Genomic DNA, 14,689 nt, shown 5'->3' on the forward strand with positions numbered 1-14,689 from the left:
CGTGCCCCTCCCCGACTGGCTCGTCTACCGGGGATCCGGTGAGCCGCACGACGGCATCGCGCGGCTGCCGGACCCGCCGCCGTGGCGCGCCTTCGACGGCGGGCCCGTCATCAAGAAGACGCCGCCCCTGGGGACCGAGTCGACCCGGCGGCTGGGCACCCGGGGACTGGGCGCGATCGCCTGGCGCCCCGAGGACCTGGAACTGATCAACGCGGCCCTCTACCTGCGCCGCCCCCTGCTGGTGACCGGCGACCCCGGCTCGGGCAAGTCCACGCTCGCCCATGCCCTGGCGCACGAGCTCGGCCTCGGCAGGGTGCTGCACTGGCCGGTCGTCAGCCGTACGACGCTGCGTGACGGCCTGTACGCCTACGACGCGATCGCCCGGCTCCAGGACATGCAGCTGGCCAGGGAGCAAGGCGGGCAGGCCACCGAGGACATCGGCGAGTACCTGCGGCTGGGCCCGCTGGGTACGGCCCTGCTGCCGTACGCCCGCCCACGCGTGCTGCTGGTGGACGAGCTGGACAAGAGCGACATCGACCTGCCCAACGACCTGCTCAACGCCTTGGAGGAGGGCGAGTTCCGCATCCCCGAGCTCCAGCGCGTCGCCCGCAGGCAGCCCAAGGTCCGGGTCCTCACCGACGACGGGGGGCGAGCCCTCGTCGAGGAGGGCCGGGTGCGCTGCCGGGCCTTCCCGGTCGTGGTGATGACCAGCAACGGCGAACGCGACTTCCCCGCCCCGCTGCTGCGCCGCTGCCTCCACCTCGACCTGCCCTCGCCACGCGACGACGAGTGGGGTGCCGCCCGCCTGGAGGCCATGGTCCGCGCCCACTTCGGAGACGCCCCGTCAGCCGCCCACGACGCGCTGATCCGTGACTTCCTCCGGTCCAGCCCAGGTGCGCTGCGCGCCGCCGACCAGCTCCTCAACGCCATCTACCTGACCCAGGAGGCGGCACGCGACAGCGCACCGGACCGGCAGCGTCTCGCCGAGCTGCTGATGCGTCCCCTCGACCAGGGTGAGCAGAGGCCGCGCTGATGGCCGAGGCGTCCGCACGCCACACCGCCCTCGGACCGATCGCCGAGCTGGCCGAACGGCTGAGCGTGCGGACCGGGGCCGAGCCGAGCGCGCGCGAACTGGCGGAGGCGCTGTGGCTGGCCGGTCATGTCGAGGGGCCCCGGCCGGCACCGGACGCCACCGGGGACGAGGCCCCGGGACCGCCCTCGGACGACGCGGCCGAGCCCGCCACCGACCTCCCGGACCCGGAGTCGCCGCCGGTGCCACCGGACCCCGAGCCCCCGCGCCCGCCCTCCGCCGCCGACGACCGCACCCGCCTGTACGCCGACCGGTCGCACACACAGGCGGCCGGCCCCGGCGGGGGCGGCCCGGCCTTCGTGCGCGTCCGGGTACCGATGGCGACCGCGCTCCCGGAACCGCTCCGCATCCAGCGCGCTCTGCGCCCCCTCCAGCGCTACCGTCCGCCGGTGCGCATGCCCGCGGACCGCATCGACGAGCAGGCCACCGCCGAACAGGCCGCGGAGACCGGTCTGCTGCTGCCCGTGCTGCGCGCCACGGCCCGGCGTGAGGCCCGGCTGCGGCTCCTGATGGACGGGTCCTCGTCGACGGCCGTCTGGGACGGACTCCTGGACGAGCTGCGGCAGATCGCCGCCGGCCTCGGCGCCTTCCGCGAGGTGTCGGTGCGCTACGTCCACGAGGGCGCCGGCGCCCGCCTGGTCACGTCCCTCTCCCGCGACCCGGCGGCCGGAGCGGTGCGGGCCGCCGAGCAACTCCGCGACCCGACCGGACGGCAGCTGACCCTCGTGCTCAGCGACTGCGCGGGACCGCTGTGGAGGTCGGGCGCGATGCAGGAACTGCTGCACCACTGGGCGCTCGCCGCCCCCGTCGCGGTCGTGCAGCCGCTGCCCCAGCGGCTGTGGCGGCGCACCCATCTGCCCCCGCGCCCCGGCACCCTCAGACGGCTCGAAGGGCTCGGCGCGCGCCTCGACTTCCGGGCCGTCGAGGGGCCGTCGCGCGAGGACGCGCTGCCGGTCCCGGTCCTCGCCCCCACCCGCACCGCGCTCGGCACCTGGGCCCGCCTCCTGTCCGGGGGCACCGGCCTCTCCCTGCCGGCCGCCGCGGCGTGGGTGCACGCCGACCACCCGGCGGCCCCGCCGCGCCTCGCGCGCTCCTCGGCCGGCACGGGGGCGGAGCTGGTCGGCGCCTTCCGCCGCACAGCGTCCCGGCAGGCGGTCTCCCTCGCAGTCTCCCTCTCCGCCGTACCGCTGACCTTGCCCGTGATGCAGCTCGTCCAGCGCGCCACGCAGCCGCGCAGCGGGCCGTCAGTGCTGGCCGAAACCCTGCTCAGCGGGCTGATCGTCCGGGCCGAGGAGGAAGGGTGGTACACGTTCGCGCCGGGCGTGCGCGAGGAACTGCTGCGGCTGCTGCCCCGTGGGGAGGCACTGCTCCTGCTCCGGCACTGCGGGGAGTACGTCGAGCGGCGCTTCGGGCGGCAGGTACGGAACTTCCCCGCGCTGGCACTGGCGGAGCTGACGGGCGACGGAGCCCCACCCGAAGCGGAAGGGGAAGAAGGACCGCTGCCCGACGCGTTCGCCGAGGTGTCGGCGCTGGTGCTGGGCAGGTTCCGCGCGAAGACCGCCGCGCAGACGGGCACGCGGACCGCCGCACAGACGGTCACGCGGGCCACCGCACAGCCGGTCACAGAGACCGTCGCCCCGGTCCCGCCGCCGTCGGTGAGGGAGGGCTTCCGGATCCTGCACCGGGGCGTGGCCGGCCGCCGATGGGCTCCATGGATCGCACACGTCCTGACGTCCTGCGGGCATCACGCGACGACGCTGGAGTGCACCACCGACGAACAACTCGGCGTGGCCGCACGGGAGGCAGGTCCGTGGGAACGAGTGATCGTCCTGATGGGCGGCGAGCTCCGTTCCAAAGGGGCCGTCCCGAACGGGTCCGTCCGTGTGTGGGTCGCCAAGCCCCCGCTCTGGACCCGTCTCGGGCGCGACCTGCCCCTCTTCGGCGCCGAGGACGAGACGGCGGCCCGGCAGCTCTTGCTGACCGGCCTCGGTGTGCCCCACGAGACCTACACGCCCAGCGGGAGCGCGCCCGAGTTCCCCGGACCGAGGCCCTCCCCTCCGCGGGAGCGGCTAGCGGTCGAACCCCTGCGGACCGGCACGGACCCGCGGGCCCGCGGTGGAGAGTTCCTGGTCGTCCATGCCGGCCATCAACGCGCCTGGGCGGCGTGGCTCGCCCAGACCGTCGAGCGGTACGGCCGACGGGCTGTTCTCCGGCGCTGGGACTCGCCACGGGACGTTCCCCTGGAGGACGCGTTCCGCGACCTGCTGCTGTCCGACGCGCAGGTGCTGCTGGTCCTCGACGAGTCGTTCTTCGACCGCGGCCCGCGTCCGGAAGGGGAGTGGGACCGGGTGCTGCGCGGGCTGGTCGCCGAGCACGCCGAACGCTTCGCCGCCGTCACCCTCACCCGTCGGCCCCTCCCCCCGGCAACCGCCGTCCTGGAACCGGTGAGCCTGTGGGGACTGAGCGAGGCGGACGCCGAGGAGCGTCTGCGCCGCCGCCTCGGCCTCGACCGCCCGTCCGTCTCACGCCGGCGTCCCAGCCTGGTCCGCTACCCGGCCACTCCCGGCGAGGTCTGGGGTGAGGTGCCGCGCCGCAACCCGCGCTTCACCGGCCGCGACGCACTCCTCGGGGAAATGCACCAGCGCCTCTCCGACCGGCGCCGAGCCGCCCCCTGCACCCTGGTCGGCATGCCCGGCATCGGCAAGACACAGCTCGCCGTCGAGTACGCCCACCGTTTCGGCCCCGAGTACGACCTGGTGTGGTGGGTCGACTCGGAGAACACCGGTCTCCTGCGCGACCGGCTCGGCGAAGTCGCCGCGCACCTCGGCGTACGCGTCGGGGGCGGGGGGCCCGGCGAGCGCGTCAGCGCGGTGCTGGAGGCACTGCGGCGGGGCGAGCCGTACGCCGACTGGTTGGTGATCTTCGACGGCTGCGACGACGCCGATGCGGTCCAGGCCCTGCTCCCGCACGGCCCGGGCCATGTCCTGGTCACCTCACGAACCCGGGGCTGGGACCGCTATACCGACCTTCTGGAGGTGCCGCCCTTCCAGCGCGCCGAGTCCGTCGCCCACCTGATGCGCGGGGCGCCGCACATCACCGCGGACCAGGCGAACGACATCGCCGCGCTCTTCGACGACGTACCGCTGCCCGTGGCGCACGCCGCCTCCTGGCTGGGGGAGTCCGGCATGGAGGCCTCCGAGTATCTGCGGACGGTCCGCGAGGGCGGGTTGCCCGCCTCGGCGGACCCCGCCACCGGAGAGCCGTTCGAGACTTCCTCTCTGACGTCCTGGTCGATCCTGCTCAACCGCCTCCGCCGGACTCAGCCCCAGGCCCTCGACCTCCTCAGCCTGTGCGTGTCCTTCGCACCCGGCCGCATCCCTCTCGGCCTCGTCCGTGAGTGTCCGCCGGATGTCCTTCCCAGGGAGCTGCGCTGGATGGTCACCGACCGGCCGGCCTGGGAGCGCGCACTTCAGACGCTGATCGACTACTCGGTGGTCACCCGTGAGTCCCCCGAGCACGAGGAGTCGGTGACCATGCCCCGGCTCGTGCACGACATCGTGTCCAGGCTGGCCGACGGGTACAGCCTCGACGCCACTCATCGCCCGGCCGTACGTGCTCTTCTCACGCACGCCGACCCCGGCAGCCCGCAGGACAGCAGGAGCTGGCCCCGATACGCCTGCCTGCTGCCCCACCTGGAGCCCTCCGGGATCCTCGGCGGCGACCGGTCAGGGGACAGGGAGACGGCGCTCAACTGCCTGAACTACTGCCGGAGCAGCGGGAAGTACGACAGCGGTCTGGAACTCGCCGCGCGCATCCGTGACCACTGGTCCCGGACCATGGACCCACTGGACCGGTTCATGCTCGCCCTGACCATCGAGGAGAGCGTGCTGCTGAGACTGACCGGCCGCTTCCAGGAGGCGTACGACCGGACCCGCCGCGTCCTGAAGAGGATCCCGGCCACCGCGTCCCGCAACCCGCTGAGCGAGGTCGGCGTCAAGGGCGAGATGGCCAAGAGCATGCATCATCTCGGGAGGTACCAAGCGGCCTACGACGTCCACAGGGAGGTCCTGGAGAGCGCCGAACTGCTGCTCGCCCCGGACGCCCGCGGCACGCTCGCGGCCCGTCACGAGGCCGCTGCCGGTCTGCGACTCCTGGGCCGGTACAACGAGGCGAGGGAACTCGACCTCGAAACACTCCGGCGCCGGGAGCGCGTCCTGCGCCCCCGGCACATCGACACGCTCGGCAGCGGCAACGCCCTGAGCCACGACCTGCGTCTGCTGGGCGACTACCGGGAAGCGCTCGCCCGGCAGGAGCCGCTCGTCCGCCTGCACCAGCAGGTGCTCGGCCCCCGGCATCCGCAGACACTCGCGGCCCTCGGCGAGCTCCTGCTGTGCCGGCGCCGGGAGGGCGGGGAGGCCGGGCAGGTGGGCGGCACGATGGCCGCCCTGGTCGACGAGCTGGCCCGGGTCCACGGCCGTGAGCACCACCGCACCCTCGCCGGCATCACCCTCTACGCCAACTACCTGCGCGTGTACGGCGACCTCGGCCAGGCTCGTGACCTCGTCGGCGAGGCCGAGACCGGCTACCGCGCCCTGCTCGGGCCCGCTCACCCCGTGGCCGCCGGCATGCTGAGCAACGTCGGGCTGGTCATGCGGGTGGTGGGCGCCACCGCCGAGGCCCTGTCGATGTTCGAGGAGGCGCTGGCCGGCCTCACCAGCGCCCTCGGCCCGGATCACCCGTGGGTGCTGGGCTGTGCTCTGAACACCACAGGCGGGCGCAACCTGGCGGGTCGTGTCACGGAGGCGGTGGAACTGGGCCGGGACACCCTGTACCGGGCCCGGAGCACCGTCGGTGAAAGCCATCCGCTCACCCTGTCCTGCATGGCGGCGCTCGCCGCGGACCTGCGTTCCGCCCGGGAGCAGACGGAGGCCACGAAGCTGGAGGAAGCCGCTGTGGCCGGCCTGACCCGTACCCTCGGCGCCCGGCACTCCCACACCGTCTCCGTCCGCGAGCGGATGCGTCCCTACTGGGACTTCGAACCCGATCTCGGATGACCGGATGCCGCGGATGACGGAAGGGCCCGGCCCCGAGTCACGAGAACTCGGGGCCGGGCCCTTCCGCGGCGCTGAGACCTACGCCTCGAACACCTCACGCACCAGCTGCTCCTGCTCCGCCTGGTGCCGCTTCGCGGAACCCACGGCCGGGGACGAGGAGTGCGGACGCGAGATGCGGCGCAGGCGCTCGCCGTGCGGGACGTCCGCGCCGACCGCCAGGTCCAGGTGGTCGATCAGGTTGAGCGCGATGAACGGCCACGCACCCTGGTTCGCCGGCTCCTCCTGCGCCCACAGGTACTTCTCGGCGTTCGGGTACTTCTTGATCTCCGCCTGGAGCTCGGCACCCGGCAGCGGGTACAGGCGCTCGATGCGGATGATCGCGGTGTCCGTCACGCCGCGCTTGACCCGCTCGGCCTCGAGGTCGTAGTAGACCTTGCCGGCGCAGAAGACGACCTTCTTCACCGCGGCCGGGTCGACCGAGGCGTCACCGATGACCGGGCGGAACTGGCCCGTGGTGAACTCCTCCGCCTTCGACGCGGCGGCCTTGAGGCGCAGCATCGACTTCGGCGTGAAGACGACCAGCGGCTTGTGGTGCGGGTTGTGCACCTGCCACCGCAGGAGGTGGAAGTAGTTCGACGGCGAGGTCGGCATGGCGACCGTCATGTTGTTCTGCGCGCACAGCTGGAGGAAGCGCTCCGGGCGGGCGGACGAGTGGTCCGGGCCCTGGCCCTCGTAGCCGTGCGGGAGGAGCAGGACCACACCGGAGGTCTGGGCCCACTTCTGCTCCGCCGACGAGATGAACTCGTCCACGACCGTCTGGGCGCCGTTGACGAAGTCGCCGAACTGCGCCTCCCACATCACGAGCGCGTCCGGGCGGGCCAGCGAGTAGCCGTACTCGAAGCCCATGGCCGCGTACTCGGACAGCAGGGAGTTGTAGACGTTGAGGCGCGCCTGCTCCTCGGCGAGGTACTGCAGCGGCGTGTACTCCTCGCCCGTCTCGCGGTCGATGATGACCGCGTGACGCTGGCCGAAGGTGCCGCGCTGCGAGTCCTGGCCGGCGAGCCGGACCGGGACGCCCTCCAGCAGGAGGGAGCCGACGGCGAGGGTCTCGCCCATGCCCCAGTCGATGGTGCCGTCCTCGACCATCGTCGCCCGGCGCTGCAGCTGCGGCAGCAGACGCGGGTGGACGGTGATGTGGTCGGGGATGTTGACCTGGGACTCGGCGATCCGCTTGACGACCTCGGTGGTGACCGCGGTGTTGACGGCGACCGGGAACTCGGCCTGCGGGTCCGGGGTCTCGACCGAGGCCGGCTGCGAGGTGGCCTCGCGGACCTCGGTGAAGACCTTCTCCAGCTGGCCCTGGTAGTCCTGCAGCGCCTGCTCGGCCTCTTCCAGGGTGATGTCGCCGCGACCGATCAGGGACTCGGTGTACAGCTTGCGCACCGAGCGCTTCTTGTCGATCAGGTCGTACATCAGCGGCTGGGTGAAGGCCGGGTTGTCCGACTCGTTGTGACCGCGGCGGCGGTAGCAGATGAGGTCGATCACCACGTCCTTGTTGAACGCCTGGCGGAACTCGAAGGCGAGTCGCGCCACGCGGACGACGGCCTCGGGGTCGTCGCCGTTCACGTGGAAGATCGGGGCCTCGATCATGCGGGCCACGTCCGTCGCGTACATGGAGGAACGCGAGGACTCGGGGGCCGCGGTGAAGCCGACCTGGTTGTTGATGACGATGTGGACCGTGCCGCCGGTGCGGTAGCCGCGCAGCTGCGACATGTTCAGGGTCTCGGCCACCACGCCCTGGCCCGCGAAGGCCGCGTCGCCGTGGATCGCCACCGGCAGGACGGTGAAGTCCGTGCCGCCCTTGTTGATGATGTCCTGCTTGGCGCGGGCGACGCCCTCCAGGACCGGGTCGACGGCCTCCAGGTGGGAGGGGTTCGCGACCAGGGAGACCTTGATCTGCTCGCCGTCGAGGCCGGTGAAGGTGCCCTCGGCGCCCAGGTGGTACTTCACGTCGCCGGAGCCGTGCATCGACTTCGGGTCGAGGTTGCCCTCGAACTCGCGGAAGATCTGGGCGTACGACTTGCCGACGATGTTGGCGAGGACGTTCAGGCGGCCGCGGTGGGCCATGCCGATGACGACCTCGTCCAGGCGGGACTCGGCGGCCGAGTCCAGGACCGCGTCCAGCAGCGGGATGACGGACTCGCCGCCCTCCAGGGAGAACCGCTTCTGGCCGACGTACTTCGTCTGCAGGAAGGTCTCGAAGGCCTCCGCCGCGTTCAGGCGGCGCAGGATGCGCAGCTGCTCCTCGCGCTCCGGCTTGGCGTGCGGGCGCTCCACGCGGTCCTGGATCCACTTGCGCTGCTTGGGGTCCTGGATGTGCATGAACTCGATGCCGGTGGTGCGGCAGTACGAGTCGCGGAGCACGCCGAGGATGTCGCGGAGCTTCATCATCGACTTGCCGGCGAAGCCGCCGACGGCGAACTCGCGCTCCAGGTCCCACAGGGTGAGCCCGTGCTCGGTGATGTCCAGGTCGGGGTGCTTGCGCTGCTGGTACTCCAGCGGGTCGGTGTCGGCCATGACGTGGCCGCGGACCCGGTAGGAGTGGATCAGTTCGAAGACGCGGGCGGCCTTGGTGACGTCGTCGTCGTGGGACGCGTCGATGTCCTTGAGCCAGCGGACCGGCTCGTAGGGGATGCGCAGCGCCTCGAAGATGTCGTCGTAGAAGCCGTTCTCGCCGAGCAGCAGGTTGGCGACCTGGCGGAGGAACTCGCCGGAGGCGGCGCCCTGGATGACCCGGTGGTCGTAGGTCGACGTGAGCGTCATGACCTTCGAGATGCCGAGCTTGTTCAGGGTGTCCTGGGAGGTGCCCTGGAACTCCGCCGGGTAGTCCATGGAGCCGACGCCCATGATCACCGACTGGCCCGGCATCAGACGCGGCACGGAGTGGACGGTGCCGAGGCCGCCGGGGTTGGTCAGGGAGACCGTGACGCCGGTGAAGTCGTCCATCGTCAGCTTGCCGTCGCGGGCGCGGCGGACGATGTCCTCGTAGGCCTGCCAGAACTCGAAGAAGTTCAGCGTCTCGGCCTTCTTGATCGCCGCGACGACCAGCTGGCGGTCACCGTTCGGCTTGACCAGGTCGATGGCGAGACCGAGGTTGACGTGCGGCGGCTTGACCAGGGTCGGCTTGCCGTCCTTCTCGCCGAACGACCAGTTCATCGACGGCATGGCCTTGATGGCCTGCACCATCGCGAAGCCGATGAGGTGGGTGAAGGAGATCTTCCCGCCCCGGGCGCGCTTCAGGTGGTTGTTGATGACGATGCGGTTGTCGAAGAGCAGCTTCACCGGCACCGCGCGGACCGAGGTGGCGGTCGGCAGCTCCAGCGAGGCGTTCATGTTCTTCGCGACCGCGGCGGCCGGGCCGCGCAGCGTGATCAGCTCGGGACCCTCCGCGGGCGCGGCCGCGGCGGCGGCCGGAGCGGTCTTCGGCTTCGCGGCGGCGGCGGGCTTGGCCGGGGCCGGGGCAGCGGCCTTGGGGGCCGGAGCCGCCGGGGCGGCGGGAGCGGGCGCGGCGGCGGGCTTCGGGGCCGCCGGAGCCGGGGCCGGAACGGCCGGGGCGGAAGCGGCCGGGGCCGCGGGCGCGGCCGGCGTCTGAGTCGTGGGGGTGGTCTCCGCGGCCCCCGCGGCCGCGGTACCCGCCGGAGCCGAGGCGCCTGCGGCTCCCGGCTTGTAATCGGCGAAGAAGTCCCACCAGGCGCGGTCTACTGAGTTCGGGTCCTGGAGGTACTGCTGATAGATCTCGTCGACGAGCCACTCGTTGGCACCGAACGCGGCAGCGGGGTTCTTGCCCGCTTGGTCTGCGTCGGTGGAGATGCTCGATGCGTTACTGGGGGACTGTGGCGACACGGCGGCAACCGCCCTCTTCCGCTTCACAAGGTGATGGACAGCGGGAATAAAGGCTACGCCTCCAAGACCGCGAAGGTCAGGCCCGCCCCGTTCATCGTCGTGTAAGTCACATCGGAATCCGTGTTTCGGGCCTGATAATGGCGGGAAACTAGCGAGGTTTCGGTTTGTGACGGGGCGCAACGGGTACGCCGACGCGGGCCCGGCGCGCACCACGCGCGGGCCCTTGCCTGATCACACGTGTCCGCCAGCGCGGACGCCCGTGGATCTTGCGGCTCCGGTTCGAACTTTACGTCAACTTGGCACGGAAGGCAGTCCCGGAAGAGTGATAAGAATCCGGCAACCTCGCTCGGATTCGGCCACCCCGATCCGCCCGCCGTGCAGATCCACGGCCCAGCGCGCGATCGCCAGACCCAGGCCGGTGCCGCCGTCGCTGCCCGGGCCGTGCGGCCGGCTGACCGCGCCCCGGTTGAACCGCTCGAAGACCCGGTGCCACTCCGAGCGCGGAATGCCCGGCCCCTCGTCCAGCACCTCCAGCTCCAGCGACTCCGGCTGCGCCCCGCGCCGCGCCCTCACCGTCACCCGGCCGTGCGCCGGGCTGTGCTTGACCGCGTTGTCGATCAGGTTGGCGACCACCTGGTGGATGCGCTCCGGGTCGGCGTGCGCGGTCAGCTCCGGCGGGGAGACGTCGAGGTGCAGATGGACGTCGGTGCGGGTGTGGCTGCCGGAGCCGGAGGCGATGCCCGCGCGCGCCGAGGCGACCATGTTGGCCTCCTTCAGCACGCCCGAGAGGTACGGCCACACCTCGAACCGCCGCTTCTTCAGCGGTACGACGCCGTTGTCCAGCCGGGACAGGTCCAGCAGCGTCTCCACCAGCCGCCCCAGCCGCTCGGTCTGCTTCAGCGCCGTGCGCATGGTCTCGGGGTCGGCCTCGGTGACGCCGTCGACGATGTTCTCCAGCACCGCGCGCAGGCCCGCGATGGGGGTGCGCAGCTCGTGCGAGACGTTGGCGACCAGCTCCTTGCGCTGGCGGTCCTGCGCCTCCAGCTCGTCGGCCATGACGTTGATCGTCCCGGCCAGGTCGCCCAGCTCGTCCCGCCGGTTCTCGCGCACCCGGCGGGTGTAGTCGCCCTGCGAGATCGAGCGGGCGACCAGGTTCATCTCGTCCAGCGGGGCGGTCAGCGAGTGCGCCACGAACTGGGTGATCAGCAGCGTGGCGATCATCGAGAAGACCGTGATGAAGCGGAGCTCGGTCTTCGTGTGCACCGCTATCACCGACAGGCCCGTCGTGATCAGCACCGAGATGACGACCAGCGCGCCCAGCTTGGTCTTGATCGAGAACGGGCGTACGCCGCCCCAGGGCTCGCCGGGGCTCCTCCGTGCGGCTCTCCGCCCGTCGCTCATGGCGTCGGCGTCTCCAGGGCGTAGCCCACGCCGTGCACCGTGCGGATCCGCTCGGCGCCGATCTTCCGGCGCAGCGCCTTGATGTGGCTGTCGACCGTGCGGGTGCCGGAGGCGTCCGCCCAGTCCCACACCTCGGCGAGCAGCTGCTCACGGGAGAGCACCGCGCGCGGGGTGTTCGCCAGGCACACCAGCAGGTCGAACTCGGTGGGCGTCAGATGGACGTCCTCCGACTTCACCCGCACCCGGCGCTGCGCGTGGTCGATCTCCAGCTCGCCGAGCCGCAGGATGCCGCTGCGCGGCGTGGAGGCGGCCAGCGCGGCCCGCTCGACCCGGCGCAGCAGCACGTGCACCCGGGCCGCCAGCTCCCGCATGGAGAACGGCTTGGTCATGTAGTCGTCGGCGCCCACGCCGAGCCCGACCAGCATGTCGGTCTCGTCGTCGCGCGCGGTGAGCATCAGGACCGGGACGGGCCGCTGGGCCTGCACCCGGCGGCACACCTCCAGACCGTCGAAGCCCGGCAGCATGATGTCGAGGATCAGCAGGTCGGGCTGCCAGGCCTCCGCCGTGTCGACCGCCGCCGGACCGTCGCCGGCCGTTTGCACCAGGAATCCCTCGGCGCGCAGGCGGGCCGCGATGGCGTCGACGATCGTCGCGTCGTCCTCGACCACCAGGACCCGGCGCTGTGCACCCGGGGTGGTCGTCGCCGTGCCGTTGTGGGAGGTCTGTGTCTGCTCCATCGCCCGCCCCAAGAGTGTGCTTTCCGGAATCAGTGGGGTGATCCCTTGTCTGCGCATGACTGCGATTGACGCTTGAATGATCCGCGTCAGGGAAGCAGAGTACGGGGAGTCACCGCGCCTTTGCTATCCAGGTCGGACGCCGAGGTGCACGACGTCCGGAACGCCCCGGGCAACGGGGATCTCTTCGGTACGCACATGCTGGAATCCGGCATTCCACAAGGTTTCTTCGAAATCCGGGGACGGCTGCGCGGACCACACCGCCAGCACCCCGCCGGGGCTCAACACCCTTGCGCAGCTTGCCAGTCCGGCCGGCCCGTACAGCCCGTCGTTGCCCTCGGTGACGGTCCAGCCGGGCCCGTTGTCGATGTCCAGGCACAGGGCGTCGTACGTGGCGGATGTCTCATTGACGAAGCGGACCAGGTCGGCCTCGACGACCTCGGCGCGGGGATCGGCCAGCGCCTCGCGGGACAGCTCGGCGAGGGGGCCGCGGCGGTGCCAGTCGATGACGGCGGGCTCGCGCTCCACCACCGTGATGCGTCCCCAGCGGGCGTTCGCGGCGGCGTGTGCGAGCGAGAAGCCGACTCCCAGGCCGCCGATCAGCACGCGCGGCGCCGGACGCCCGTCGAGCGCGGCGAGCGCCGCGTCCACGAGCCGCCGCTCCGAACGGCCGTCGGAGGTGTCCATCAGGAAGCAGCCGTTGGCGATGATCTGCAGCAAATCGCCGTGCCGGCGCAGCACGACCTCGCCGTAGGGGCCCTCGCGACGGTCCAGGACTTCGGGAATGTCGTAAGCGGTGGGCATCCGACCATCCTGGCACCTGTCCACCGGGCCGCGCCCCGAATTACCGAGGTCTCGCCCCGGCGAGGTGAGCGCTGGACTACTTCTCCATCTGCCGGTTGAGCTGGTGCAGCAGCCGGGCCAGTTCCGCCACCTCGCGGCGGTCCCAGTGGGCCAGCTGGCTGACGTACCGGCCGCGCCGGGCCTCGCGGACCCGCTGCACCCGGCCGCGGCCCTCCTCCGTGAGCTGGACGAGCCAGGCGCGGCCGTCGGCGGGGTCCGGCTCGCGGGCCACCAGGCCCAGGTCCTCCAGCGCGCGCAGCTGGCGCGACATGGTGGCCTTGCCGACGCCGATGTAGGCGGCCAGTTCGGTGGCCCGCTGCCGGCCGCACTCGTCCAGCCGGACCAGCAGGCCGTACGCCGCCGACTCCAGATCGGGGTGCACCTGGCGGGCCATCTCGCCCTGGTTGGCGCGGGCCCGGCGCAGCAGCACCGTCAACTCGCGTTCCAGCGCGAGATACTCCTGGTCCACACCACTCGGCGACGCCTCGGATTCGCCTCTGTGTCCGCCGCCGTTTGCGTCCTCGTGCACGTCAGCACCCCTGATCCGGTTTCCCGCTCGTGAAAGTTCCTGCCAAAGACCGTCATCGCCGCAGCTCCGCCAGTATTTCGCAGGCTTAGACCAACGGCGGCAACCGGCCCCTCTTCCCTCCCGCACTTCTACGTGCGTAGCTTCTTTACCAGGCAACTACTGGCATGCTCACGCCAGTAGGAATCCGCCGGCACCCGCTCACCGTGTTCCCCCCACCGAGCACCATCGAGTCTTCAGTCTTCGGAGGCACGTCATGCCCGTGCACAGATCCCGAACGACCCGACGCCGACGCCGCCTGACCGTCGCAGGGACCCTGCTCGCCGCCTTCTCCCTCCTCCTCACCCTCCCCGCGTCCGCCGCCGACGTGCCCACCCGGGGCACCGCCTACATGGGCATGGGAGTACCGGCCCACGACGGCGTGCACGGCACTCCCACGCCCGGTGACGCCACCCAGACCGAGGGCGTGGACGTCAGCAGCCACCAGGGCAACGTCGCCTGGACGACGCTCTGGAACAGCGGCGTGAAGTGGGCCTACGTGAAGGCCACGGAAGGCACGTACTACAAGAACCCGTACTTCGCGCAGCAGTACAACGGCTCGTACAACGTGGGCATGATCCGCGGCTCGTACCACTTCGCCACCCCGGACACCACCAGCGGCGCCGCCCAGGCCAACTACTTCGTCGACAACGGCGGCGGCTGGTCCCGCGACGGCAGGACCCTCCCCGGCGCCCTCGACATCGAGTGGAACCCCTACGGCGCCGCCTGCTACGGCAAGTCCCAGACCGCGATGGTCTCCTGGATCCGCGACTTCCTGAACACCTACAAGGCCCGCACGGGCCGCGACGCCGTCATCTACACCGCCACCAGCTGGTGGAAGCAGTGCACCGGCAACTACGCCGGCTTCGCCCAGTACAACCCGCTGTGGATCGCGCGGTACGCGTCGACGGTGGGGGAGCTGCCGGCAGGATGGGCGTACCACACGATGTGGCAGTACACCTCCACCGGCCCGACCGTGGGTGACCACAACTGGTTCAACGGGGGGCTGGACCGGGTGCAGGCCCTGGCCAACGGCTGATCCCGTCGTACGGCGAAGGCCCGGGCCTCCCTCACGGGACCCGGGCCTTCGTTCATCCGG

8 protein-coding genes are annotated in these 14,689 nt (G+C 71.7%); 3 read left to right on the forward strand and 5 right to left on the reverse strand.

Annotated features, from left to right (window positions below):
* Window position 1 precedes the first annotated feature (1 nt).
* The gene (locus AMK31_RS14270; protein ID WP_073940878.1) at window positions 2-1,033 is read left to right on the forward strand and encodes an AAA family ATPase; all 1,032 of its coding nucleotides are present in this window, start codon (window positions 2-4) and stop codon (window positions 1,031-1,033) included.
* A complete protein-coding gene (gene fxsT, locus AMK31_RS41510) occupies window positions 1,033-6,144 on the forward strand; it encodes an FxSxx-COOH system tetratricopeptide repeat protein (RefSeq protein ID WP_241842650.1) in 5,112 nt (1,703 codons plus the stop codon). The genes AMK31_RS14270 and fxsT overlap by 1 nt, the downstream gene beginning before the upstream one ends.
* Before the next feature lie 78 nt (window positions 6,145-6,222).
* On the opposite strand, the gene AMK31_RS14280 is transcribed toward fxsT, so the two are convergent.
* From AMK31_RS14280 to AMK31_RS14300, 5 genes are all read right to left on the reverse strand, one after another.
* Window positions 6,223-10,047 (reverse strand): multifunctional oxoglutarate decarboxylase/oxoglutarate dehydrogenase thiamine pyrophosphate-binding subunit/dihydrolipoyllysine-residue succinyltransferase subunit, encoded by a 3,825-nt coding sequence (locus tag AMK31_RS14280; protein ID WP_073940879.1) that lies wholly within the window; start codon window positions 10,045-10,047, stop codon window positions 6,223-6,225.
* Window positions 10,048-10,338: 291 nt separating this feature from the next.
* On the reverse strand, window positions 10,339-11,448 hold the full coding sequence (locus AMK31_RS14285; protein ID WP_073940880.1) for a sensor histidine kinase: 1,110 nt from the start codon (window positions 11,446-11,448) through the stop codon (window positions 10,339-10,341).
* Entirely contained in the window at window positions 11,445-12,185 is a 741-nt protein-coding gene (locus tag AMK31_RS14290; protein WP_073940881.1) for a response regulator transcription factor, read from the reverse strand. The genes AMK31_RS14285 and AMK31_RS14290 overlap by 4 nt, the downstream gene beginning before the upstream one ends.
* Before the next feature lie 123 nt (window positions 12,186-12,308).
* A complete protein-coding gene (locus AMK31_RS14295) occupies window positions 12,309-12,986 on the reverse strand; it encodes a spermidine synthase (RefSeq protein WP_073940882.1) in 678 nt (225 codons plus the stop codon).
* A gap of 76 nt (window positions 12,987-13,062) precedes the next feature.
* Window positions 13,063-13,554 carry a MarR family winged helix-turn-helix transcriptional regulator gene (locus AMK31_RS14300; protein WP_073940883.1) on the reverse strand — a complete coding sequence of 164 codons (492 nt, stop codon included), beginning with the start codon at window positions 13,552-13,554 and terminating at the stop codon, window positions 13,063-13,065.
* A gap of 253 nt (window positions 13,555-13,807) precedes the next feature.
* Here AMK31_RS14300 and AMK31_RS14305 point away from each other — a divergent pair, with 253 nt between their 5' ends.
* The gene (locus AMK31_RS14305; protein ID WP_073940884.1) at window positions 13,808-14,629 is read left to right on the forward strand and encodes a lysozyme; all 822 of its coding nucleotides are present in this window, start codon (window positions 13,808-13,810) and stop codon (window positions 14,627-14,629) included.
* Window positions 14,630-14,689 lie beyond the last annotated feature (60 nt).

It is taken from the genome of Streptomyces sp. TSRI0107 (assembly GCF_001905845.1).
Classification (GTDB): Bacteria; Actinomycetota; Actinomycetes; order Streptomycetales; family Streptomycetaceae; genus Streptomyces.